The 25,785-nt window shown below is 48.8% G+C and carries 16 protein-coding genes; 1 reads left to right on the forward strand and 15 read right to left on the reverse strand.

All coding sequences use genetic code 11. From position 1 onward, the window contains the following. The first annotated feature begins 559 nt into the window (after positions 1 to 559). Positions 560 to 3,022 (forward strand): beta-propeller domain-containing protein, encoded by a 2,463-nt coding sequence (locus L1N85_RS12495; protein ID WP_235238370.1) that lies wholly within the window; start codon positions 560 to 562, stop codon positions 3,020 to 3,022. 132 nt (positions 3,023 to 3,154) lie between these two features. On the opposite strand, the gene L1N85_RS27600 is transcribed toward L1N85_RS12495, so the two are convergent. The 15 genes from L1N85_RS27600 to speD form a co-directional block, all read right to left on the reverse strand. Beyond that, on the reverse strand, positions 3,155 to 9,403 hold the full coding sequence (locus tag L1N85_RS27600) for a rhamnogalacturonan lyase family protein (RefSeq protein WP_328285204.1): 6,249 nt from the start codon (positions 9,401 to 9,403) through the stop codon (positions 3,155 to 3,157). Between the two features lie 219 nt (positions 9,404 to 9,622). Next, on the reverse strand, positions 9,623 to 10,648 hold the full coding sequence (locus L1N85_RS12515; protein WP_235238372.1) for an S-layer homology domain-containing protein: 1,026 nt from the start codon (positions 10,646 to 10,648) through the stop codon (positions 9,623 to 9,625). A gap of 97 nt (positions 10,649 to 10,745) precedes the next feature. Beyond that, entirely contained in the window at positions 10,746 to 12,293 is a 1,548-nt protein-coding gene (locus L1N85_RS12520; RefSeq protein WP_235238374.1) for a sulfatase, read from the reverse strand. A gap of 24 nt (positions 12,294 to 12,317) precedes the next feature. Continuing rightward, a complete protein-coding gene (locus L1N85_RS12525; protein ID WP_235238376.1) occupies positions 12,318 to 13,082 on the reverse strand; it encodes an MgtC/SapB family protein in 765 nt (254 codons plus the stop codon). Positions 13,083 to 13,117: 35 nt separating this feature from the next. Further along, entirely contained in the window at positions 13,118 to 14,659 is a 1,542-nt protein-coding gene (locus L1N85_RS12530; protein ID WP_235238378.1) for an ABC transporter substrate-binding protein, read from the reverse strand. A gap of 62 nt (positions 14,660 to 14,721) precedes the next feature. Then, on the reverse strand, positions 14,722 to 15,609 hold the full coding sequence (locus L1N85_RS12535; RefSeq protein WP_235238380.1) for a carbohydrate ABC transporter permease: 888 nt from the start codon (positions 15,607 to 15,609) through the stop codon (positions 14,722 to 14,724). Between the two features lie 17 nt (positions 15,610 to 15,626). Next, positions 15,627 to 16,496, reverse strand: a complete 870-nt coding sequence (locus tag L1N85_RS12540; RefSeq protein WP_235238430.1) for an ABC transporter permease — start codon at positions 16,494 to 16,496, stop codon at positions 15,627 to 15,629. A 372-nt stretch (positions 16,497 to 16,868) separates the two neighbouring features. Beyond that, entirely contained in the window at positions 16,869 to 17,663 is a 795-nt protein-coding gene (locus tag L1N85_RS12545) for a response regulator transcription factor (protein WP_235238388.1), read from the reverse strand. Continuing rightward, positions 17,656 to 19,419: a sensor histidine kinase gene (locus L1N85_RS12550; RefSeq protein WP_235238392.1), complete on the reverse strand. Its 1,764-nt coding sequence runs from the start codon at positions 19,417 to 19,419 to the stop codon at positions 17,656 to 17,658. The genes L1N85_RS12545 and L1N85_RS12550 overlap by 8 nt, the downstream gene beginning before the upstream one ends. Before the next feature lie 185 nt (positions 19,420 to 19,604). Continuing rightward, positions 19,605 to 20,204, reverse strand: coding sequence for a response regulator transcription factor (locus L1N85_RS12555; RefSeq protein WP_235238393.1), 600 nt, complete (start codon positions 20,202 to 20,204; stop codon positions 19,605 to 19,607). A 28-nt stretch (positions 20,205 to 20,232) separates the two neighbouring features. After that, positions 20,233 to 21,351: a sensor histidine kinase gene (locus L1N85_RS12560; protein ID WP_235238395.1), complete on the reverse strand. Its 1,119-nt coding sequence runs from the start codon at positions 21,349 to 21,351 to the stop codon at positions 20,233 to 20,235. A gap of 82 nt (positions 21,352 to 21,433) precedes the next feature. Next, positions 21,434 to 22,489: a fatty acid desaturase gene (locus tag L1N85_RS12565; protein ID WP_235238397.1), complete on the reverse strand. Its 1,056-nt coding sequence runs from the start codon at positions 22,487 to 22,489 to the stop codon at positions 21,434 to 21,436. 237 nt (positions 22,490 to 22,726) lie between these two features. Then, entirely contained in the window at positions 22,727 to 23,959 is a 1,233-nt protein-coding gene (locus tag L1N85_RS12570) for an aminopeptidase (protein ID WP_235238400.1), read from the reverse strand. Between the two features lie 112 nt (positions 23,960 to 24,071). Continuing rightward, positions 24,072 to 24,941 carry an SDR family oxidoreductase gene (locus L1N85_RS12575; protein ID WP_235238402.1) on the reverse strand — a complete coding sequence of 290 codons (870 nt, stop codon included), beginning with the start codon at positions 24,939 to 24,941 and terminating at the stop codon, positions 24,072 to 24,074. Between the two features lie 6 nt (positions 24,942 to 24,947). After that, complete coding sequence (gene speD / locus L1N85_RS12580) at positions 24,948 to 25,757, reverse strand: adenosylmethionine decarboxylase (RefSeq protein WP_235238404.1); 810 nt, start codon at positions 25,755 to 25,757, stop codon at positions 24,948 to 24,950. Between the last annotated feature and the right edge of the window lie 28 nt (positions 25,758 to 25,785).

Here is a 25,785-nt window from a genome sequence, read left to right on the forward strand (position 1 = left end):
TTAAGTTGGCTAAATGGGCTAGTTTAGCCAGATTAGATCTACTTTCTAGACTAATTTGGGTGAGTGCTGCGCTTATGAGGGCGTTTGGAGGTAGGTGCGACGTATTAAGGCTAGTTTCTAGATCTAAGTTTGCTGAATGGGTTAGTTTGGTCGGATTAGATCTATTTCCTAGACTAATTTGGGTGAGTGCTGCGCTTATGAGGGCGTTTGGCGGGAGGTGCGACGTATTAAGTCTAGTTTCTAGATTTAAGTTAGCTAAATGGGCTAGTTTGGCGGGGTTAGATCTACTTTCTAGACTAATTTGGGTGAGTGCTGCGCTTATGAGGGCGTTTGGAGGTAAGTGCGACGTATTAAGGCTAGTTTCTAGATCTAAGTTTGCTGAATGGGTTAGTTTGGCGGGATTAGATCTATTTTCTAGTCTAATCTGCTGGACGATCAATAATTATTTTCGAAAGGTAACCGTTATCTCGCAACCATTATGCCGATCAGCTCGTTTATGAGGGTAACTGGAGAATGAACGATCAAATACAATATTGATGCGAAATAGGAGGATTTAACGATGCGAAAAAAATCTGCTGTTGCTTTACTTCTAGCGCTTTTGCTGCTCATGACTCCCGCCGCAGGCAGCCCCTTTAAAAACGAGGCTGCTGCGCAGTCGGAAATTCGAATTGACGTGCGCGGGACGACACTCGCCCTATCCGCGCCGGCCTTTCTCGAGAGAGGAACCACGATTGTCCCTTTAAGGGAAATTGCAGTAGCACTCGGTGCGGAGGTTGGTTATCAAACAGGCAGCGATGGCAAGCAAACCGTGACGCTGCAACGGGAGGGCCGAAGTGCTGCGCTTACGGTCGGCTCGCCAAACATGACGGCAAACGGCAAGAGCAATCGCTTAGAGGCTTCTGCGCGATTGGTTGGAGACGTTACGATGGTGCCGCTCCGCGCGCTGTCCGAAGCGCTTGGCGCAATTGTAGCCTGGGACGGTCCGAAGAGGATCGTGACGATCGATGATCCGGCTGAGCTTCCGGCCATCGGCTCGGCAGGCAAGCTGCGCGAGCTGATGGAATCGGCTTCATTGACACTGCGCGGTTACTCTATGAAATATGGCGTTGACAGCGTGCAGGAGAGCGTTGCTGCTTCTGCCGCTGCCGATAGAGGCGCATCGACGGAGTCCGCCCCCTCTTCCGAAGGCGGCAGTGATTACTCGCAGACGAATGTGCAGGTCGAAGGCGTGGATGAAGCGGACTGGGCGAAAACAGACGGACGCTTCATTTATCAGCTAAGCGGCTCGCGTGTGCTCATTACGAATATTGCTGATCCTGCGAAGCCCGCACTTGCGGCAAAGCTGGAGTATGACAACGAGGACGGCTTCTATCCGCAGGAGCTTTATGTCGATAATAAACGGCTAATCGTAATCGGCCAGCAGAATGTCAATTTGCCTTACGATACACCTGCAAGCGGCGGCGGTGATCAATCTGTCAGCAGCGGCGCTGCGATCAGCGAAGGCAGTATCGAGGCAGCTCCCCGCTCCGAAAAGAAAATAGGTATATGGATGCCGGTACCGACGCGCACAACAGTGAAGACGCTTGTGTATGAGCTGGCCGATTCCGGCGAACCAACGCTTACGCGCGAGACCGAGCAGGAAGGCAGCTACATCTCCTCGCGCAAAATCGGCAGCGCCTTGTATATCGTGACTAATAAATACAACCACTCGTATTCTCTGTATATCAAAGAAGGCATCGAAGCAGACGGCGAGGAGCTGGTTCGTTCATTCGAGCCGGTCTATCGGGATTCGGCTCAGTCCAACAAGCTCCAATCACTGCCGCTCGACACCATTCGTTATTTCCCCGAGTCGCCGGATACGAGCATGATGCTCGTTGGCGCTCTTGATCTGGACGATGCCGGCCAGCCGTTGCAGGTGTCCGGTTATCTCGGCTCCGGCCAGACCATCTATGCATCTGAGAAGCATTTATACGTGACAATACCCAAATATGTTAAGAACGGTGACATCTACCAGCAAGAGACGCAAATTCATAAATTCCGTCTCGATCAAGGAAGTATCGTCTATATCGGTGCCGGCTCGGTTCCCGGCTCGCTATTGAATCAGTTCTCTATGGATGAGCATAACGGCTATTTCCGCATCGCTGCAACGAAAGGAGATATGTGGGCAAGCGGCGAGGCCGGCTCCACGAACAATCTTTACGTGCTGGATGAGAAGCTTCATACAATCGGCAAGCTGGAAGGTCTAGCTCCAGGCGAACGTATTTACTCCGTCCGGTTCATGGGCAGCCGCGCCTATATGGTCACGTTCCGCAACGTCGATCCGTTATTCGCGATTGATCTGCGAAATCCATCGCAGCCCTCCGTCCTTGGACAGCTAAAAATTCCCGGCTACAGTGACTATTTGCACCCTTATGACGAGAACCACATCATCGGTTTCGGCAAAGAAACGGTCGAGCTTCCATCTAAGGGAATGAGTCCGGATGATACAATGGCCTTTTACCAGGGGCTGAAGATTGCGTTATTCGACGTCACGGACGTCAGTCAGCCGAAGGAAAAGTTTAAGGTAGTCATCGGCGACCGCGGCACGCACTCCGAATTGTTGAGTGATCATAAAGCGCTGCTGTTTTCAAAGGAAAAAGGGCTTCTTGCTTTCCCCGTACAATTGCATGAGATCCAAAACAAAGAAAAGCTGGAATCGGATAGCTTCCCTGCTTATGGCGATTTCACTTATCAAGGTGCATATGTATATCGCATTGATTTGCAGGAGGGCTTCAAGCTGCAGAACCGGATTACGCATCTGACTGCGGATGAGCTCGCGAAGAGCGGCCAATACGGCTACAATTACACGAAATCGATTCGCCGCATTCTATATGCGGGCGATACGCTCTACACACTGTCAGACGCTATGCTGAAAGCCAATGATTTAGCGAGCTTAGAGGAACGAGGCTCGCTCGCCTACCCTGCGCAGCCCCAGGAGGCTTCGGTTTATCCGGACGGTCCGCAGGTGCTGCCATTGCGATAAATCGAAGTTAATAAATGTTGGGGAATTTGAATGCACCGAGTCGGTTCTAAAACGCGAAAAAAGAGACGAATGATCAGCATAGCTGAACATCCGCCTCTTCTTTTTGGCTGCTTACTCAATCAGGCTCCAACTCTAAAGCCGGTTGGTTTTGAAAGAGACTGTGCCTGTTTTCTTATCGTATTTCGCATTGCGTTCTGCCTCTAGCTGCCCGTCGTCGGACATATAATAGATAACGGCTTTGCCTGGTTTCTCATCCGGGCCCGGCGTATAAGGTACCGCAACCTCTACTGCGTTATTACCTCCCTCAAAATGATTAACCTTCTCGTTGTTTACGAATAAATTGAAATCATATACATTGGAATCGCCAACCTGCTGACGCTCTTTCTCCGAAAGTGTTGCCTTGTCAACATGGGAAATGTTTAATTGAATCGATTTCGGACCGTCCTCAAGCAACCCTGCCAGCGCTTGTTTTGAAAGGGTTATGCTCGCAATGCCGGTTTCGATTGTAAGCTCAAACTTATCCTTCTTCGTCATTTCCTCGAAGGCTTCCGCAGGCATGAACACCTTCACCTCCTCAGCCGATGAGTCCGCCTTTACCGAAACGGCGACGGTTTTTCCGGAGGCCGCATCGATCGCATTCTTCAACACTTCCGCATCTACAGCTGCACTAGCTTTTCCGTTTACCGTTTGCGCCTCGATGATAATGCTTCTGTCATGTACCGGCGGCTTACCTCCAGGAGCTTTTTTCAGTATCGTAATAAGCTTTTCACCCATTACTCCCGAACCGTCCGCTGCCGTTGCCACTACTTTGACCGTTCCAGGAGAAACCCCCTGAAGCAAGCCATTCATGCTGATGGATGCCGATGTCGTAGTGCCGCCATCCTCGTTCGTTACGGACCAAGTAACCGATTTACTAGCAGCTGTGTCTGCTATAACAGCTGCAGCCATTTGCAGAGTGTTTCCTGCAACAACGGAGCTGGCATTTTCAGCAGCAGTTACTTTGATGCTTTGCATGAATTCATTCTCATAGCTAATGCTAGGCTGCGGCGGCGTTGTCATGCCGTGGCCCAAGTAGAAGCTCGGGTGAGGCGGCTGATTGTAGCTGACGTTTTGCCAAGCGATGCCCAAGCGATAGATAGGATCATGCATGAGCGTTCTAATCCGATAGTCGGTCACGTCAACTGTTGAATAAATTCTGAATTCGCTGCTGTCGTCCGAACGCCACATAATTTCCTCGCGCCAATCACCGAAGAGATCCGCCTGGAGGCTCGGATTTGCTTTGGTCGAATTGTTGGAGGATGCCCCTTCAGCCGTTAGCAAATTCACTGTCGTCTCATTCATGTAATCCCATTTATCAATTCGGTTATAATCTTGAAGCTCACGAAGCAAGTCGCCATCCCACCATACGCCGAAGTTCGTTGACGTTGGTATGTTGGTCGTGATTAGTTTCCCTTTCGCCGTGAACAAACCGCTTACCGGAATGTGCTGGGCGTTCTCGATATTGGCGGTCCACATTTCTTCCCCTGGATGACGCGGATCGATATCTGCCGACATGCCGCGGCCCGTATCCAATCCTGTATTGATGCCCCATATGATTTCGCCCGTGTTCGCATCTCTCATTTCCAGTCCATACGGCGAATCGGTACGCTCGTGAACGCCGAATATTTCAAGGCCCGGACGTTCAGGATCCAAATCACCCAAATGCATCGCATCGCCATGACCAAGACCGGTGTTATGAAGTGGAAGTCCGTCATCGTCAATGGCCATTGCTCCAAATATAATTTCATCCTTGCCATCGCCGTCTACATCGCCAACAGACAGATTATGATTGCCTTGGCCGGAATAAGACTCGAAGCCTTCTTTATTTGAATCAAATACCCAACGTTTTGTCAGCTCGCCGTCACGGAAATCATAGGCCGCGAGAACGGTGCGAGTATAGTAACCTCTGCTGAACATCAAGCTTGGCATTTCACCGTCAAGGTAAGCCACTGCTGCGAGGAAACGATCAACCCGATTCCCATACCCATCTCCCCAATCGGCAACATTGCCGCGCGGCGGATCGTAATCGACCGTGGACAGCGCTTTGCCTGTCGAGCCTTCAAACACTGTTAAATACTCGTTTCCAATTAGAACGTAGCCTGCGCTGCTGCGGTGATCCTTGCTTGGATCGCCGATCACCTTGCCCGTTCCGTCAATCGTGCCGTCAGCCGTTTTGAAGGATACCTCTGCACGCCCGTCACTGTCCAGATCATACACCATAAACTGCGTGTAGTGAGCGCCTGCACGTATATTCGGTCCCAGATTAATTCTCCAAAGCCGTGTCCCATCGAGCTTGTATGCATCCATGTATACGATTCCCGTATACCCTGCATGCGAATTGTCCTTGCTGTTTGATGGCGACCACAGCATAACGATTTCGTATTGGCCGTCTCCATCCAGATCGCCGACGCTGGCATCGCCAGCCGCATAAGTGTAAGGCTGACCGTCCTTCGTATAGCCGTCTGCAGGCTTTTGCAGCGAAACGGACTTGTATTGCTGCTGCCAAACGCCGAAGTCGCTTGTTACCTTCTGTTCCGCGCCATTCAGGGCGGAAGTGATATGGTAGACGGAAGTATCCGTACCGGCAGTGTCAACAAAATTTGTGCTAGTCGTTATCGGGGAAGCATTCAACTTAGCTCCATCACGATAAACGTTAAATCCGATAGCTTCAGGATCCAGCCCCAGCATGCGCCAGCCAATGTAATTGCCTGTATCGGTCTTGATGGCTGCAGGGGACCGATCAATATATTCCATTTGACGAACAAGTGTCGTAACCGCTTCTGTTGCGAGAGCAGCAGACATCTCGGAAATTCCTCCGGCATTGACCGAGGCAACCTTATAATAATAAGGAATTGTCGTCAGCACCGTATTGTCGGTGTAAGAAGCTGTATTCGATTTGCCTATCAAAACGAATTGTCCGTCCGCTTTCTTGGAGCGATAAACATTATACATCCTAGCCGCATCAAGCTCATTCCAAGTTAAACTGATCGCATTCTTACTAATGGCTTGGAGCGTCAATCCAGTAGGAACGCCCGCTATTTCCACGTTCGGATCAATCATAGACACTTCGAGAGTATTGGAGGCTACCGACTCGAAATCTGTTGTATCAACCGCGGTAACGTAATACTCGTATTCAAGACCGACATCCGCAGTCGTGTCCGTGTAAGAGGCTGCAGTCGTCTGGCCCAGCAGCACCGCGCTTACCTCTACCGTTGCTTTACGGTATACGTTGTACTTAGCGGCACCCTCTACTCCGGTCCAGGTAAGCTTAGCCGTAATCGGGTCGCCGGATACGTCCAATCCATCCAGTACTAGACTGGTTGGCGCTAGTAAGATTGGCGTTATTTCAACTCCGTTCAGATGAGCGGTTTGTCCGCTCAAGACCATGTTCAGCTGACCGTCCTTGACAGCGATCATGTTAAATACTCTTTCTGCAATATTTTGCTTGCCTGATGAAATGGTGCCGTAGTCCTTGCCTTCAATGGCAACAACCGTACGGGTTGAGCCAATCCAATCGCCCGTGTACGTTTTCACAGAATAATAACCATTTGGCAAATCAACCTTAAACTCATAGCTGTTGCCGAAATAGGCAACAAAGTCGCGTCGCAGGTTATCCGCAGCGTCTCCGCGGTCGCGATCGATCATGCCCGTGCTGTCCGTAATGCCATAGCCTGTCTCAGGCGTGTAGATGGTGGCTCTGGTTACCTCAGTATATCCGTCTGCCACAGGAGCGCCAACCGGGCCGAAGTCGTAGCGGTACTTGGCAAACTTCGTTACGATCAATACAGGCTCTGACGGCGCGGACTCACCCTTGCCGTTCACTGCTGTAATACGAACCTGATAGCTCTGTCCCTCTTGCATGCCGCCTAGGGAAAGCGTCGGGATCGTCGAGGTTCCGACCATCGCATACTCGCTGTCAGGTGCCGAAGCAAGCTTGCGATAAACCTTATAAATATCTGCTGTCGGCGTTTCATCCCAGATAAGAAACGCTCCGGCATTGCTTATGCTGCCTGCAACCAATCCAGTCGGGTTAACAGGCACCTCGGCTGGAGGCACGATTTCTTCAACCAACGCGGACAGCGGCAGCTCCAGCTCTTTAATTCCGCCGGACAGAAGACGGGCAAGCTGAATCGCACCGTATTCCTGAAAATGCGTATCATCGGCTGAACCGTTTGGAAAAGCGGCGTATACGCCAGGCGGCGTATGAAGAAATACCGATTTGGTTGCTGCTTCGCCGATAGAATCGTAATACGAGATACTTAACGTACTTAGGTCGACAAGATCAACCTCAAGCTCCTGGGCAACCTCTTTCATCGCCTGCACATATTCCGGGAAGCTGACGTTGAACTTTCCGGTCTCCGCATTAAAGCTGCGTCTGCCCATCGGCGTCACCAGAATCGGCGTTGCTCCGCGCTGCCTCGCGCCATTAACGTACGTTTTCAAATAATTTTTATAGTCCGCAGGAGCGGCGTAACGATCAGGAACGCTAATGGTCGCATCGTTATGTCCGAATTGGACGAGGAAATAATCGCCGGGCTTGATTGCGCGCAGCACCTCATCCAAGCGTCCTTGACTAATATAATTTTTCGAGCTTCTTCCCCCGATTGCATGATTTTTAAAAATAACGTCATTGGAGAAAAATCTTGGAATCATTTGACCCCAGCCGGCTTGTGGCAGCCAATAAGGATCATAGGTTTGCACAGTGGAGTCTCCGGCCATGTAAACAGTCGGCAATTCTCCTGCAAGACGGTCCTGTTGTTTGGTAATGACGAGCGAGTTGATTTTCGGAGCCGATCCAGTGAACAGCAAATTAAGCTGCCCGTCCACCAACGCGATATCAAAGCTCATCTCCAAATATTGGCCTGCAGGCCTTACGGCATTGTTGTCGAGGCGCATCACCTTGTCCATCGACTCCGCTCGGATGCCGATATCCGTCACATCCGAAGCGTCTCCTGCAATTAAAGTAACCGTGTAATCCGCATTCGGCAGATCCACAATGAACTCTGTATCCTGAATGAGGGCAAAATCAGAGCGCAATGCGTCGTCCGTCTGGCGGTCCTCAAAGCTGACCTTGGTTGTATCCGCAAAACCGTATTTGATATCCGCCGAGTATGGGATGGCTTCGGATATTCCTACATATCCATCCTCCAGCTCCCCGTTTCCAAAATCAAAACGCTTCACCTCTCCATCCGGCAGTACGACCGGGGGCACGTAAACGGAGCTAGCCGCAAGCTCGGAAAACTCCGATTCGCCTGCCCCATTAACGGCTTTTATTTTATAACTTTGTACCGCTGAGGTATCCGCTTCGTTATCCGTAAAGCTGGTGACGCTCTCCATACCGATTTTAACAAATTCGCCTTCAGCATTAGAGCGATATACATCATAGGAGGACGCACCTTCCGCGACGCTCCAACTCAGCGTAACCGAACTAGCGGTAACCTTGCTGACCAATAGTCCGCTTGGCACTGCAGGAGCCTGCGGTGCGGGAATAATCGCCGCTTCGCTCGCCGCGCTTAACGCGGACTGCTGTCCGAACGCGTTCACCGAAGATACATAATAGATATAGCTGCTGCCTGCGGCAACGCCGTTATCCGTGTAGCTCACGCCGCTTACTTGCTCAGCAATAGACACGATCTCGCCTTCCATTCCAGTAGAACGGTAAATGTTATAGCTAACTGCATTAGGCGCGCTCTCCCAGCTAAGTGAGGCCTCGCTTGCAGTCACCGACGTCAGCGCCAGACCTTGCGGGACCGAAGGCAGGACCATTTCAATAATGACGCCATTTAAAATACTGTACGTCCCGTTGCCAGTCACTTGAACATTCAATTGACCATCCGTAACCGTCGCCTCATACTCCTTGCTGATTACCTCTCTCCTTGCGCTCATGCCTTCCTTTACAACGTTTTCAATCGATATATTATTTTTGTAGGTTGAAGTTGTTTGAAGCAAATCTCCTGCATAAAGGGTTACCTTATAATTTCCGTTCGGCACGTCAGCCATAAAGGTAAAAGGAGCACCAACGCCGCCCAGTACAAAATCATTGGACATATCGTCCGCCAGTGGATCTGCACGATACCGCGAGGCCAGTTCGATGTCTAATCCATAGCCCAGCTCCGGCGTGTACAAGGTGCTATGCGTAACCCCTATAAACCCTTCCATCGTTGGACCGCCTGAATTGTTTCCTGTGGCAGGCGCTGCTCCCAAGTCGAATTTCTTAATAAAAGGCTCACTCAAGGCCGGCGCCGCCCTGGTCTGCTGAATGGGCAAGCCGCCCAGAATCGTCGTAACGACCAGTGCACCTGCCAGCAGCATCGACATGTTACGTTTTAATCGAGTACTCATGCTTCTTTCATTCCTCCTCAATTTATACTAATATTTACCTATTAATCTTACACCTTTATTGAATGCGCTTACATTAAAATAACCGATTAATATGTTCAATAATTCGAGTTGTTTCAGATCTTAGCTTTACTATGCTTTCTTCACGATACAATGCCTGCACACAAAAAAACTGTCTCGTACAGCCCAACTGGACCGGAGACAGTTTCTTCGATTACCCATTTATTCTACTAAAGCATTATTCAAGCGCGATATAGTCATGTAAGCCTGTTGACGCGTATAAGTGCCTTTCGGAGTGAACGTATTGTTGCCTGTTCCATTCATAATGCCGAAAGCAGAGACGAAGTCCACTCCTGTTTTCGCCCAAGCGGCAATGCTTTTATTATCCGCGAACGCGGAAGTCTCCGCCGAAATATCGAACCCGAGTACCTCGGCCGTATTCGTCAGCATGATAGCCGCTTCTTGCCTCGTGATGCTGCCGTTCGGATCAAACTTGCCGTTTCCTTTACCGTTAACGATGCCAAGCTTATTCGCCGCGATAACCTCTTTAACCGCAGTATCCGTGAAAGGATTGTCTTCCAGACTCATTTCGTTCTCTGCCAAAATCTCATCGATCGTCATTCCCGCCTTCACTTCAACCAGCTTAATGATCAGCTTCGAAAAGTCGGCGCGGGTGATTTTTTCCTTATACTTCCCCTGAAGCTCTTGCGAGATTAGTCCTGCCGCAATCGCTTCGTCCACTTCCGATTGAGCCCAAGCATCCGGCTGCTCCGCTGGCGCGGTTCCCTCTTTCACTTTAAAGAAATAACTCGTCGAGTCCCCTGACGCTTCATCCCAAACATACAATTCATAGTAAGGATAGCCATGCGAGAACGTCACCGTCGCCGTCGTTTCCGCCTGCAAACCGTTCACTAGCTCCGGCTGACCCTTAATGGTCCAAGGTATGCCGTCGGCAATCAAAATTCCATCCTCCTGATAATAACCGCTCACCACAACATTAATAGCCGTATTAGCCGAAAAGGTTAATGTCGCATTTTCAGGAACGAGTGTAGAGAGTACTTCTAAATCTTCATAAATATCGCCAAAATCGTCAAGCGTTAACGTTTCCGTCACTTCCCCAAGCTCCTCCGTAACGGAAATCGTATAATTCTCCTTCGGCACTTCTGCTGCAGCAGCCGGCAGCGCACAAGATAATGCCATTAAACAAACCGTAAACAAAAACACAAAAGCCTTCTTACCTCTCTTCATACCCCTAGCCTCCAAATGAAATGATAGATTTCCAAATATTTCATTCGATAGAACTATGGTTAATTCCTTCTTTTCCGACAGTTATGAATCTCGCCTATTACTTTAACAGCGGTTTCCGCTGGAGACCTACGCGCTGGAACAGCTCATCAGGCGCTTGCAGCTCCGACAGCGCCGTCAGCAGCAGCTTCTTCATTCGTTCAAGCAGTTCAGGAGCCAAGTCTATTAAATTGTTTTCCTGAAAGGGATCTTTCACCAAATCATACAGTTCCGTCGTATATCCGCTCTTCATGAAGCTCTTGAATTGCTGCGGCAGCTTAGCTTCATACTTCCAGACCATTGCTTTGGTGAAGGGCAGAAACATGCCGCTTTCAACCTCGTCCGGCACATAGCCCGGGAAGAAGAAAGCAACCGGATTGATAAACATTGTGGAATAATTGTATACGGGCACGGATTCGTCTGGCGCAGCGTGATACGTATGCAGTCCGTCCGTAATGCTGACAGCCTTGCCGAAATAGCCGTATACCGCCCAGTCCCTCACTTTATCCGTTTCACCCTTAAGAAGCGGAAGCAGACTGTTGCTGTGCGTCTTATGCTTGATCTGGGCGCCGCCCGCCTCCAGCATTGTCGCATAAAGGTCCACGGTTGACGTCAACGCAGATACGCGGCTGCCATTGTGCCTGCCCTGCGGATGCCAGATCATAAGCGGAATATTGACCAATACGTTGTAGTTGTTGTACATCGGCTTACCAATCAAACCCTTGTCTCCAATGTAATGCCCATGATCCGAAGTGATAATGACCATCGTATCATCCCACAAATGATGCTGATCCAGTTTATCGAATACTTTTCCCAGCCATTTGTCGGTTAACGTAACTTTTGCCGCATACTGCGCCTTCAGATAAGCAAGCTGGCGATCCGTCAAGAGGCTTGCCCCCTCGTCCGTTCGGCCCGAATGCGCCCAAATCGGAAGAGCAGGATCATGTATATTCTCATCCGTATACATACCCGCAACCGTATCCGGATTATGGAACGGCTCATGGACGTCATAGCAGTCGACAACGAGCATAAACTTCTCTTGCATATGATTATCCTCAAGCCATTTCTCCGCGCTTGTGAACACCTTTGGCGCGAAGAAATCCTTCTCCTCCTGCATGCCCTTCACGTTACGCGCATAGGAGCCGCGAGTGAACGGCTCCGGCAGACTCGGATTATAATGTATTTTATTCAGAAACGGCTGATCCTCCACGGTTAAGGGAGCCGTCTTCCATTGATCCAGCTCATGGCCGCGAATAAGCTCAAAACCTTGATAATCATCATAATAGCCGTGACTATATCCTTGAAAATAATGAAATTGGTCCGTTATAAATTGCGTCACATAGCCCTCGCCGTTCAAGGCGCGTGCTGCCGGCACATCGTACGGCTCAACCGGCCCCCATGAGCGCCATAGAAATTCCTGCGTACCGGTGTAAAGCTCCCGTCTTGCCGGCATGCAAGGAAGGCTGCCCGAATAATGCCGATCGAACACGGCTGACTTGGCCGCGAATCGATCCAGGTTAGGCGTATGAACATCGAGCCCGACGGACTGTCCGTAAGCTTTCAAATAATGCTTATTTAAGCTGTCGATGGTAATCATCACTATATTCACGCTCTGTGCTCCTTCTTTCGCGTATTAGATCGAGCTTGAGGCGCCATGGCCCGCATAGCCTTTATAATCCCTGAGCCTATCGGATGTTTCGAAGGTTTTAACCTGCTCTAATGCAAGTACCGCATCAACCACCTCCATTAGCTGCTTAGGGCTCGGCTTATGCAGCTTTATCCGCACCACACGAATGTTTTCATCGTTTTTCTCGTCATATTCCGTTTCGAACGCCATTTGAATGATTTTCAAGCCCTGCGAATCGAAAATGTCAGTTACCGCTCCTAATCCGCCTGCCGTATTTCCGACCCTGATTTTCACTTCATTACTGCTTCGCTTGTTATGCATGCGCTTCTCCAGCTTGTTCAGCAGGAACAGACTGAACAGCACAAGCACCGTAACCAAGCCGGCTCCATAGTAGAAGCCCGCTCCGGCACATAGCCCGATCGCTGCCACTACCCAAATCGATGCGGCTGTCGTTAAGCCTGATACGTTCACTCCGGTTCTCATAATGGCTCCCGCACCCAAAAAACCGATACCCGAGACGACTTGCGCCGCAAGCCTCGCCGGGTCCATCCGCACATTGAATTCATAGGCAAACTCACTAAAGCCGTAAATGGATAGCAGCATAATAGCAGCTGAGCCTAAGCAAACCAGAATATGCGTACGAAAGCCGGCCGCATGATTGCTCCATTCGCGTTCGATGCCGATCAATCCGCCTAGCACGACGGCGGCAATGAGACGAAGCGATAAATCCAAATAGGAGATTTGCCAAATCTCCGTCTCTATGATATCCAATGCTGCTCACTTCCTTGCCTCTTTTCCTCTATTGTTTATTTCTTCGATTCCGCCCAGGCATCAAGCTGCTTTTGCTTCTCGGCAATAATTTTGTCGATGCCGGAAGCTTTCAGTCTCGAGATAAATTCAGGCAGCGTCTTCTCCGGATCAAGCGTTCCCGTCTCCAACCCGAGCTTAAACTGCTGTTTGACGTTATTCACGGCACCGCTTTCCGTTCTGACCGGTGTGGAATCAAACGTGAAGCCTAACGCATGTGATTTTTTAGCGTTTTGGTTGAATTGGTCGACTTGCTCCCAAATGTCTTCCAATTGAGTCGTCCAAACATAATTCAGGAACTGGTTTCCGAACATATAGCTGCTGTTGTTCATGTTATATCGAACACTCTTGATATCGAAACCTTCCGGATAATCAATGATATGATCTGACTTCTTCACGTAATGTTCGCCCTCGATGCCCCAATTCAGCATGTTGACCAATTCCTGATCCGTGTAAAGCAAGTTCATGAACATCATCGCTCTTTCCGGATCTTTCGAGCCCTTCGGAATGGAGTGCATAAAGCCCGTCACGTTAGATGTTGTGGATACGGCTTCTGTAAGAGGTAAAGCTACCATTTCCATGCCTGTCCGGGTGCTCTGATTTTCGGCAGAACCGACCTTCATCACGTTGAACCAAGAAAACGCCCTGTTTGCTCTGACAACCTCGTACGGTTGTTCTGTAGTGGTCGCTGCGTCTTTTGAAAAATAGCCTGCCTGATACCACCTTCTCATTGTAGTTAACAGCTCTGCGTATTTGGGATGCTCATATAGGTTTTCAACGCGCAAATCATTGTCATGACCAGGAAGAACCCCCAGACTGTCAACCAAAGGATCAAAAAATGCCAGCACATCTATTGGCGAAAAAGTGGTGTTAGTAGTAATCGGAATTAACTTCGGTTCATTCTCTTTGATAATTTGAAACACATGATCCAGATCGTCAACCGTTTTCACTTTATCCAGATCGATGTTGTATTTGTCTATCAAATCTTTGCGCATGATGATGCCGCCTTGGGTTGCCATATCCTTGTTGGTCGGAATTGCGTATTGGGTTCCGTTAATCTTTCCCGCATTCAAGTAAGCCGGATCCATCAGTTCGGTAATGCCCTGCCCGTATTGAGCAAGCAAATCCTCAAGCGGCAGAAGGTGGCCGCTGGCGGCTTGTGTAGAGAATCCGAAGATGGAAGAGGTCGTGATGACATCGATTTTCTCGTTGCTGGCCAGCATCAGATTGACCTGCTGCGACCAGGCGCCTGCACTGATTGGCTGAAGTTTTACCGTGGCATTGATTTTTTCTTTCGTAATCTTGCTCAATTCTCCTGCCACACGTTCCAGATCCGGAGATTCATTCCCCATGAAGACCATCGTGATTTCGTAAGGCGGCAATTCTTTCTGTGCTGGTTGTTTCCCGTTCTCTTCATTCGGGGATGCTGCATTCGTGTTGCCATTGTTTCCGCCCGAGTTCTGATTGCCGGAGGAACAACCGGCCGAGATGACCGCAATGATCAGGATGAAAACAATCCCCCATAGAAACTTCTTTCGCATACAAAAACCCTCCTTGATCTCTGTTTAATCTATGCTTAACCGGACAAAAGCCGGGGTCAGCCTTACCCTTTTACTGCGCCAACCGTTAGACCCTTAACAAAAAACCGCTGGAAAAAAGGATAAATCGCGATAATCGGAATGACACCTATGACCGCGATCGCAAGCCTAATCGTTTCCGTAGGCAGCCCGGCCATGAGATCATCCTGCGCCGTACCGAAATCCATACTTGACAAATATTGCACGTCGAGCAAGATCCGATTCAATAAATTTTGAATGCTGTACAAGCGGCTATCGGTCAAAAAAATCAATCCGTTGAACCAATCGTTCCAATAGTTGATCGTCTGAAACAAACCAATTGTAGCCAAGATAGGCAGCGACAAGGGGAGAACGATTTTGTAAAAAATTTTGAGCTCGCCCGCACCATCCATTTTACCCGATTCAATCACTTCGACCGGAATGGTCGTTTGAAAGAACGTCCGCATAATCATGACATAAAACGCATTGGTCAGCAGCATCGGGAATATAAGCGCCCATACCGTGTTTTTGAACTCAAAAAATTGCGTATACAGCAAGTAGACCGGTACGAGTCCGCCGTTAAACAGCATCGTGAAGAAGATGAAGAAGGCCAGAAAATTTCGATGGGGCATATCCTTCCTCGATAATGGATAGGCGAGCAGCGACGTAACCGCAAGGCTCAGCACCGTACCGAGCACCGTAACCAAAATCGTAACGCCGTATGCGTTGAAGATCCGCTCCGCATCATTCCAAATGTACGCGTAGGCTTCGAAGCTGATTTCGCGCGGCAGGAAGGAATAGCCGTTGGCAATAATCATGCTTTGCGACGTAATGGACGAGGATACGAGTAAGATGAAAGGCAGGATGCACATACAGGCCAGCAAGGCCATCACTGCATTGATAAACCATTGATACGCACGTTCCTTTGCTTGCAATAGAATTCCCTCCCCTTTTAGAACAACGCGTTGTCCTTGTTGATTTTTCTCGTAATAAAGTTAGCGACAACAACGAGCGCGAAGCCTACGATCGATTGATAGACACCTGCTGCGGACGACATTGCGATATCGCCTAAATTAATGAGCGCCCGGAACACATACGTGTCGATTACATTAGTCGTATCAAGCAGCGCTCCTGAATTTAACGGTACCTGATAGAACAATCCGAAGTCTGAATAAAAAATACGTCCAATCTGCAGCAGCGTCATAATCATGATGACCGGCGTGATGAGCGGAATTGTAATGCTCCGAATTTGCTGCCACTTGTTGGCGCCATCAATCGTAGCTGCTTCATAATACTCTTTATCGATTCCCACAATGGAGGCAAGATAGACGATACACAGATAACCGGCCGTCTTCCAAATGTTCACCAGAGGCAAAATAAATGGCCAATATTTCGATTCGCTGTACCAGGCAATCGGCTCGATGCCGAGCATCGGCAGCAACGATTTGTTCAGAAAGCCCGTTTCCATGCTTAGCATCGCATAGACCAGGTAGCCGACGATAACCATGGATATCAAGTAGGGGAGCAGAATAAAGCTTTGATAAAATTTTTTGAGAAGCTTGCTCCGCACCTCATTCAGAATAATGGCTACCGCCAGCGCCGCTATAAGATTAATAATAATGAACGAGCCGTTGTACAAAATCGTATTTCTCGTAATGATCCAGGCGTCCCTCGTTTTGAATAAATACTCGAAATTTTTGAAGCCAGCCCAATCGCTTGCCAATATGCCTTTGGCGAAGTTGATATCCTTAAAGGCGATGACCATGCCGAACATCGGTAAATAATTATTGATAATAAAGTAGAGCAGTCCGGGCGCCATCATCAGAAATAAGACACTGTATTTTCGATACTCCTTCCATCTGACCGGGAGCGTCACCCGGTATCTCTCTTTCCCTGCGACCGACTGCCGCTTCACCGCTTCTGCCTGCTTCACGACTTTTGCTCCTCTCCTCTTGTTGGGGTTGACCTCATTGTAGCAAGGTACCATCACTCCTCTCTAACAAATAGCAGACCTGTTATTAGCAATAATCAGATCATGCAAGCGTAAACGGCTGTCGCCGTCCTTTGGCGGGAAAGCTCGTTTCGCGGTGAAATATAAGCCCGATTATAGGTGTGAAACTTATAAATTCTTATATTTCGGGCAAAAAAAATCAGACCTTGCCGGATAAGCAAGATCTGTCTGCCTTTAAGCCCTTTATAGACTGGCCCGAAATTCCTGAGGCGTCATGCCGAACTCGTTCTTAAAGGTTTTCGTAAAATAGGAGAAGTTCGAGTAACCGACCGATCCTGCCACTTCACCTATAGAGCTGCGCGTACCCGACAGAAGCATCTTCGCTAATTTCATTCGCTCCTGCACCACATAGTCGGAAAGCGCAATTCCCGTCTTTTTCTTAAACAGCTTGGCCAGATAATCCTGATTCAAATAAACATGCTGCGCCATATCTTTACGGGACAGCGCCTGATCAATATTCGCCGCAATATATTGCTTTACTTTATCAACGATTGACCGACTCTCCTCAAGCTCGTCCAAGCGTTCGATGATAAGCGGATGATGCGTTTTCCAGAGCTTATAATAGTGATCGTATGTGGCGTTAAACACATCCTGCCGCCTCTTTTTCTCAAGCTTTCCGAGCGCCTTCCCGATAACGGCTTCCAGCACGCTGTAGCGCACCGGCTTCAGCAAATAATCTAGACAGCCCAGTTGAACCGCCTGCTGCGCAAAAGCGAAATCCGAATGGCAGGTCAAGAATACCGATTCCTTCTCGGGATAATGCTCCCTCACCCATTGCAGCAGCTCGATCCCGCTTCCTTCAGGCATTTCGATATCGCAAATCATGAAATCGACTTGATTCTTCTCGATAATCTCCTTCGCTTGTCGTATGTTATAGGCCGAATGAACGGCATGGATGTCATACTTTCCCCAATCCACGCCTAATTGAACACCCTGTATCGCATGAAATTCATCATCAACGAGCAATACCTCATACATGACCCTTCACCTCCGCGGCTGCTTTTTGGTTGGATGGCAGCCTTATTCGCACGACAGCTCCTCCATCTTCGCCGTTCTCGAATCTGAGCTCCGTTTGCTCGTTAGGATACAGCAATCTCAGCCTCCTGCGTACGTTCCATATTCCGATATGGTTACCTTGCTCCTCTCCAAGCTTCATTTCATTGTGCAGATGCTGCAGAATGAACGGCTCAAAGCCTTTACCGGTATCCCGAATAACGATCCGCATATATGCAGGATCCCGGTCGTCTTCGCGAACGTCCACCGAAATATGCATCTGTCCATCCATCGAAACCCCGTGCTTGATCGTGTTCTCCACGAACGTTTGACAGACTAGCGGCGGCACGAAGCTGCCTCGCAGCGATTCCGACATCGCGATCTGATAAGTCAGCTGCTTCGGAAATCGCATGGCTTGAATATTCAAATAATTGCGCGTATGCTCAATCTCGTCCTCGATAGGCACAAACGATGAATGACTGCGAAACATGTAGCGAAAATATTGCACAAGGCTTAAAATCATCTCCTGAATGAGCTCGTAATTTTTCGCCTGCGACAAGTGAAACATAATGTTGAGCGAATTCAGGAAAAAATGAGGATTGATTTGAAGCTGCAAATGCTTGAGCTCCGCCTTCTGATTGATCAACTGCTCTTCATATACGCTAATTTTCAGCTCCTTGATTTGTGAAACCATGTTGTTAAACGTTTCGTTAATGATCGCAAACTCACCCGAGGACGCATTCGGATCCATCCTCGCCTCCCAATCGCCTGACTTGATTTTGCGCATAGCCGACACGACCCGTTTCATGGGAACAAGCACGACATGCCTTAGAAACAAATAAATGATCGGCATGACGATTACGGTACCCACGATGAGAAAAAAGACGATTTTGCGCAGGTAAGGAATGTTCTCTAAAATTTGCTTCTCTGGAATGAGCGCGGCTATGGCGAATTGGCCGAATTCCGACGACTCGCTAACAACCATAAATGCTTTGTCCTCCCCCGTCATCCGATAATCCGAAGCTGAAGGAGTGAAGTCATAGGCTTTAGGATCAACCGAAGAGTCTGAGTTGACTGGGAAGTAGACGCGGTCGAGCATGATCATTTTGCCTTCCTCGCCCAAATTGATTTGCTCGAACGGAACCATCAGCTTATCGATGTCGAACAATGCTCCCACATACACATTTCCGTATTTAATGACCCTAAAGAGCGAGGGAGAGGCATCGCCCTTATGAATAAACCACTGCTGCTCAAAAAGAGGCGCTTCCCTTCCAAACCATGCTATGATTTCGGTCTTTAGTCGATCTTCCTCTTGAAACACCATCTGATAGCTCTCTGCCGCAATCAAATCCTGATTCTTGTCGGAATAAATGAAAAACATTTCCGCATTGCCATAAAAGACAACATCTCTGGATATCTTATTGAACAATCGAATTCGGGCCATATTGTACATATCCGATTTGCTGCCTTCTTCAAGCTCCAAGACGAGCAAGTCAGGCTCCAGCGCAATGAGATTAAACAAATATTTATCCACTGCCTCCAAGTCTCTGTCGATTTGACCCATATATAAACTCAACAGATTTTTGTTGGATAGCGCCACCTGATTACGTATCACCTCGGTGGAATAAAAGTTGTAATAGATAAGCAGCGAGATTAATGGCAAAATGAACAATACGAACACCGATAATATTTTGCTTCGCAGTGATCCGAACCATTTCCTTCGCCATAGCCGCATAATCATGCTTGTCATCTCCTTTTCAAGTATTCTAAGGCATGTTAGCGGTTTCATCAAGGTTGCGCTTAGACGCTGGCAGGGGCTCAAGCTTTCGTCTCGAGCTTAACGCAAAAAAAATACGCTGCCGAGAACGTATTAACCGTCTCAACAGCGTATTATTGTTTCAGCTTTTGCCTCGAATACAGCCTCGTTCATTTAAACCAACCCTTTTCCTTGAACCGGGTAATCGCCTCGATGCGATTGCTGACATCTAGCTTATCGAGAATAACGGAGATGTAATTACGGACGGTCCCCGTCGTAATGAACAGCTCATTCGCGATTTCCTTCGTGTTTTTCCCATCCGCGACGAGCCCGAGCACTTCCTTCTCGCGCTCAGTCAGCGGATTTTCTTGACCGTATGCCCCATCGACAAGCTCGGAAGCGAAAATTCGCCGGCCTGCCATGACGCTGCGAATCGAGTTCGCCAGCTCCTCGCTCGGACTGTCCTTCAGCAAATAACCGCTAACCCCTGCCCTCAGCGCGCGCTCGAAATAACCGGAACGGGCAAACGTCGTCAAAATCATAACCTTGCAGCCCTGTCCCTTCAGTTCCTCGGCCGCATCCAGTCCCGTCTTCGCCGGCATCTCAATGTCCATGATGCAAATATCCGGCTTATGTTCATGAACGAGCCTAATCGCGTCTTCGCCGTTGCCCGCTCTTCCGACGACCTTCATGTCCTCTTCCAAATCGAGCAGCGAAGCGAGAGCGCCCAGCAGCATGCGCTGATCCTCGGCAATGACGATTCGAATCATAACCCCTCAGTCCCTTCATGGCTACGCATTAGACCTGCCTCAAAACATTCGGTACTCTGATCGTGAGCAAAGCTCCGGCATTCGATGAGATTTCAAGGGTTCCGTTCACGAACTCGAGTCGTTCCTTCATCCCCTGCAGTCCATGGCCTCTATAGTTTCTGGCTTGCTCCGCAATTCCGATCCCATTATCCTTCACTCGCAGAACAAGCTCCGTATGAGAGGACTCGATGCCTACGGTGCAGAGGGATGCACCACTGTGCTTCACGACGTTCGTTACCGCTTCCTTAAGACACATGCTCAGAACATTCTCATTGAGCAAATTGGTGTTTTCCAGCCTCAAATCGCCTTCAAGCTCAAATTCGATTTCAGCCGCCTTCAATATTTGCTTCACGCGGAACAGCTCATCCTCAAGTCTGGTTCCGCGCATTTGCGTAACCATCTCGCGCACTTCCTTAAGCGCCGCCCTTGCCGTCTGACGAACGTCAATCATTTCGGCCTGTGCCTGTGCAGGGTTTTTAGTCATTAATTTTCCCGCCAGATCGCTCTTTAAACCTATTAGAGACAACTTCTGTCCAAGCGTGTCATGCAAATCCCGTGCAATCCGCTGCCGTTCCTCAAGCTTAACCAGCTCGGAGATCCGCTTGTTCGCATCCTCCAGCTGCCCCTCCAATTGTCCTTGCCTAATCCGATTATACGTATTGAAGGGAAGAAGAATGACAACGATCAGACTAATCAGTATGAATGGAAACTGCGTGAAGAACAGCGTGTTTTGCGTGGCAAAGCCATAATTAACGGTCACGAACGTACTGATAATGTGAATGGCATATAGAGTGAAAAAGCCCGCTCGATTCTGAATATTACCGATGAAAAAAGCAAGAAAAATTGAAAAATATACATAGCTGAACAGCAAAGTCATCGCTATCGATATGACAATTTGCACGCTGGTCCAGAAATAAACGAGCCATCCTTTGGAAACAAAGGACAGCCGATAGCAAATGAAGAACAGAATAATCATAATAATACCCGACACGACCTCGTACGACGAGGACGACCGGAATATAAAGTAAAACGGCAAAATGCAGAAGACGACCCAAACGTAAGGGCTTAGACCTGTGTTTTTGTGAAAAATCTGATACCACTTATTCATGGCCGTCCACCCTTTTTCCCGTTCAATCATTTCATTTCAATTGTTGTTATGTTTATTTTATCATATACGTTCGTACGCGTATTTATTTTCCTTGTAAGCTTGGGCGTGTCGCTTTCAGCTTCTCTGCAGCAGTCTCTACCTTCCGAAGGCGGCGCTTAACTCCCTTGAAGCTGACAAATTTTTTGTCCGTTTCATCCCATAGGCGGAATTGCAGTGACTCTAAGCTTTCGCCAATCGTAATGGTCGTCGCTTTGTGAAGCGGCGGCGTCGCATTATGAGCCTTTTCCAAATAATAGTTCGGCACTTTCGGGCTCAAATGATGAACGTGGTGGAAGCCGATGTTGCCCGTAATCCATTGCAATACTTTTGGCAGCTTGTAGTACGAGCTTCCGTCAACCGCAGCCTTCACGTAGCTCCATTCGTCTTCCGTTTCGAAGTAGGAATCCTCAAATTGGTGCTGCACATAAAACAACCAGATGCCGAGCAGGCCGGATACGAAAAATACGGGACCTTGTACAAGCAGGAAAGCTTGCCAGCCAATTGCCCAAACAAGCAAAGCATACAAGCCTGCGATCAATGCATTCGTCAAGTACGTGTTCATCCGTTCCTTGCGTCTGGCGCCTTTAACATTGAATCGGTATTGAATAAGGAATACGCCGATTGGTCCGAGTCCGAACATCACAAGCGGATGACGGTACATACGATAAGCAATGCGGCGCATCAACGGCGACGCAGCATACTCTTCTACAGTTAGAATCCACAAATCGCCGATACCGCGCTTATCGAGGTTACTGCTCGTTGCGTGATGAATGGAATGAGAATTTTTCCACTGTCTATAAGGTACAAGCGTAAGAACGCCCGTTATGGTACCTATGATGTCATTAGCTCTTTTGCTTTTGAAAAACGATCCATGGCAGCAGTCATGGAAGATGATAAACGTCCGAATGACGAATCCGGAAGTAAGCAGCACCAAAGGAGCAGTAAGCCAATACGATACCGAAAGACTATAGTAAGCGGCATACCAGAGCAGCACTAGTGGCACTAAGGTGTTAATAAGCTGTCTGATACTCGACTTTAAATCTGTTTTCTCAAATGGGGCAACTTCTTTCTTCAGGTGAGCTTGTTTAGGCTCTGTCATCGCTTTCTTCCTCCTCAATATGACGTCTGGAGAGAAACCGGACGTCCATCGCAGTATTCTAACTTTATAGTAAAGAAAAATGTCAGGTCCTTGTAGTCATAAACGTCAATACGAGGACATGACAAATGTCATATAGGCGGATGGGAAGTTTCCTGGAATTTGTAAAAAATCAGCAAAAAAAGATACCGCTGCGTCACCATAACTGACGCTGTGGCATCTTCTCCTATTCGCTTCTTTTTAAATCGCCCAGTTCCCTTTGCGGAAAATCGGTACGACAGTTCCATCGCCCTTGATGCCGTCGATATCCATCTCCGCGGACCCAATCATGAAATCGTTATGCGTGATGCTCGCGTTAACGCCATGAGCCTCCAGCTCCTCCGGCGTCATCGTTTTGCCGCCTTCGATATTGAAGGCATAGCCGCTGCCGATCGCGAGGTGATTAGACGCATTCTCATCGAACAGCGTATTGTAGAACAATATATTCGACCTGGAAATCGGGGATTCATGCGGTACAAGCGCAACCTCTCCGAGGTAATGCGAGCCTTCGTCGATATCGACCAGCTGCTGCAAAATGTCTTGCCCTTCTTCAGCCTCCGCCTTCACAATGCGGCCGTCCTCGAACGTAAGCTTGAAGCGGTCGATAATATTACCTCCGTAGCTTAGCGGTTTCGTGCTCGACACATAACCGTTTGCCCCCGTTTTCAGCGGTACCGTGAACACTTCTTCCGTCGGCATATTCGCCATGAATGGCACATTGCTCACGTTTGTGCTTCCCGCGGCAACCCATATATGTTTTTCCGGCAGCTCAATTGTGAGATCCGTTCCCGGAGCGGTATAATGCAGCTTCTGGAAACGGTTCTTGTTGAGCGTCTCGCCCTTGCTATGTAAAGTCTCATTATGGTCTTCCCATGCTTTTACCGGATCATCCGTATGAAGTCTTACCGATTCGAAAATCGCTTCCCATAGCCGTTCGACCGCATCCGATTCACCTGCATCGGGAAACACCTTCATCGCCCACTGCTTACTTGCTGCCGCAACGACCGTCCAGCTTACCTTATCCGCTTGAATCGCTCTGCGGAACTCCTTCAAGCCTTGGCCGGAAGCCTTCTGGAAGCTTGCGATGCGGCCGGACTCAATACCTTTCAGCAGATCCGGGCTCGAGGAAACGATAGAGATAAATGCAGCTCCGCGTTCTACGAAAGAATTACGCTTGCCTGTCTCCCACTCCGGAAAGCGCGTGAACACATCATCAGCCGCTTTCTCATATTTTAATCTGGATAACGAGTCATCCGTCCAATCCACATGAACGTTGCTTGCACCGGCCGCATAGGCTTTGTCCGCTACTAATCGGACAAGCGCAGCATTGTCGACGGCGCCCGTAACGAATACTTCCTGTCCTTCCTGGACGTTCACGCCGACTCTTACGATCAATTGAGCATACTTTTCTAAATGACGTTCAAATTCACTCATGAATCGCGGTCTCCCTTCATTAAGTAAAGCTGCTGTTAAACCTTGCTATAGCTTGCATTTTATCGAATAAACAAGCCCCTAGTCAAATGAAGACGGGTCTTTAAACCGGATCTTATCCGTTCACGACTTCCCCGCCATTGATATGCAGCATTTGGCCTGTCATGTAGCTTGAGTCGTCGCAGGCCAAGTAAACGTATGCGGCTGCCAGTTCATAAGGCTGGCCAGCTCGCTGCATCGGCGTGTCTGAACCGAACGTCGACACCGCTTGTGCGTCGAACGATGCAGGAATAAGCGGCGTCCAGATCGGCCCGGGGGCGACGCCATTGACTCTGATGCCTTGACCTGCCAAGTTGGCGGCAAGCGCGCGCGTGAATGAAACGATCGCTCCTTTGGTCGCCGAATAATCAATCAAGGTCGGGTTCCCTTTGTATGCCGTGATGGATGCCGTATTAATGATCGTGCTGGACGACTTCAAATGAGGCATCGCAGCGATCGTCAAATAGAACATGCCGAACACATTCGTTCGAAATGTTGCTGTCAGCTGTTCGGCAGTTATATCCTCCAGTTTCTTCCGAACATGCTGTTCAGCTGCGTTGTTGACGACGATGTCCAGCTTTCCATATGCCTTTATGGTCTGCTCTACAACACTCTTGCAGAACGCTTCATCCCCAATATCGCCGGCCAATAGCAAGCACTTTGCTCCTGTCTTCTCAATGGCCGACTGCGTCGACTTCGCATCCTCATGCTCATTCAAATAAACGATGCACAGGTCGCAGCCTTCCTTCGCATACGCCACAGCAACGGCGCGTCCGATGCCGCTGTCTCCACCAGTTATTATTGCAACCTTTTCCTTCAACTTGCCGGCCGCTTTGTACGATTCCGATTCGAACACCGGCAAAGGGTTCATCTCCGATTCGATGCCTGGCTGCCGGTTTTGGTTCTGCGGCGGGAAGATTGCTTTCTTATTTGTTGAATTAGACATTCATGATCAGCTCCTTATATTTTTTCCATAAAAGATTTCATCCATTTCGGTCTTCAGTTTTCCCGTAATTTCTTCCTGCTCGAGAGCGGTCAGTGATTCCTTCGTGTACCCGAACAAATAATTGTTCAGATCAAATTGCTTCAGCTTGCATTTAGTATGAAACACATTTTCCTGATAAATATTAACGTCGATCATGTCATACATAAGGCTCTCTTCCTCCGGTATGTAGTTTTGAATGGAATTAATCTCATGATCGATGAACAGCTTGTGTCCGTTAATATCTCGCGTGAAGCCCCGCACCCGGTAATCGAGCGTCATAATATCGGTGTCGAACGAGTGGATCAAATAGTTGAGCGCCTTAAGCGGCGAAATTTCTCCGCAGGTAGACACGTCGATGTCCGCTCGAAACGTGCTGATTCCTTCATTTGGATGATATTCCGGATAGGTGTGAACGGTGATATGGCTTTTATTCAGATGCATCACGACTGATTCCGGCAAAGGACCCGGCGATTCCTCGAAGGATTCCGTCGGCGCCTCGTCGATAGGACCTTCCGAAACAAGCAAAGTAACGCTTGCCCCTTGCGGAATGTAATCCTGCTTGGCAATATTCAATACATGCGCACCGATAATGTCCGATACCGTACTCAAAATTTTCGTCAACCTGTCCGAATTATATTGCTCGTCTATGTAGGTAATGTAGGCTTCACGTTCTATCTTCGTCCTCGTGTAACAAATGTCGTACATATTGAAGCTAAGCGACTTTGTCAGATTATTGAAGCCATGCAATTGAATCCGCTGTTCCGGTGTTAATTTCATAAAACGCCCCCCCCTTTCTTTTAGTACT

Source organism: Paenibacillus alkaliterrae (assembly GCF_021532375.1).
GTDB classification, from domain to species: Bacteria; Bacillota; Bacilli; order Paenibacillales; family Paenibacillaceae; genus Pristimantibacillus; species Pristimantibacillus alkaliterrae.

Coding starts and splice junctions, on each gene's coding strand:
- L1N85_RS12495 (WP_235238370.1), top strand. CDS start 560: ATGCGAAAAAAATCTGCTGTTGCTTTACTTCTAGCGCTTTTGCTGCTC.
- L1N85_RS27600 (WP_328285204.1), bottom strand. CDS start 9,403: ATGAGTACTCGATTAAAACGTAACATGTCGATGCTGCTGGCAGGTGCA.
- L1N85_RS12515 (WP_235238372.1), bottom strand. CDS start 10,648: ATGAAGAGAGGTAAGAAGGCTTTTGTGTTTTTGTTTACGGTTTGTTTA.
- L1N85_RS12530 (WP_235238378.1), bottom strand. CDS start 14,659: ATGCGAAAGAAGTTTCTATGGGGGATTGTTTTCATCCTGATCATTGCG.
- L1N85_RS12540 (WP_235238430.1), bottom strand. CDS start 16,496: ATGATGGCGCCCGGACTGCTCTACTTTATTATCAATAATTATTTACCG.
- L1N85_RS12545 (WP_235238388.1), bottom strand. CDS start 17,663: ATGTATGAGGTATTGCTCGTTGATGATGAATTTCATGCGATACAGGGT.
- L1N85_RS12550 (WP_235238392.1), bottom strand. CDS start 19,419: ATGATTATGCGGCTATGGCGAAGGAAATGGTTCGGATCACTGCGAAGC.
- L1N85_RS12555 (WP_235238393.1), bottom strand. CDS start 20,204: ATGATTCGAATCGTCATTGCCGAGGATCAGCGCATGCTGCTGGGCGCT.
- L1N85_RS12560 (WP_235238395.1), bottom strand. CDS start 21,351: ATGAATAAGTGGTATCAGATTTTTCACAAAAACACAGGTCTAAGCCCT.
- L1N85_RS12565 (WP_235238397.1), bottom strand. CDS start 22,489: ATGACAGAGCCTAAACAAGCTCACCTGAAGAAAGAAGTTGCCCCATTT.
- L1N85_RS12570 (WP_235238400.1), bottom strand. CDS start 23,959: ATGAGTGAATTTGAACGTCATTTAGAAAAGTATGCTCAATTGATCGTA.
- L1N85_RS12575 (WP_235238402.1), bottom strand. CDS start 24,941: ATGTCTAATTCAACAAATAAGAAAGCAATCTTCCCGCCGCAGAACCAA.
- speD (WP_235238404.1), bottom strand. CDS start 25,757: ATGAAATTAACACCGGAACAGCGGATTCAATTGCATGGCTTCAATAAT.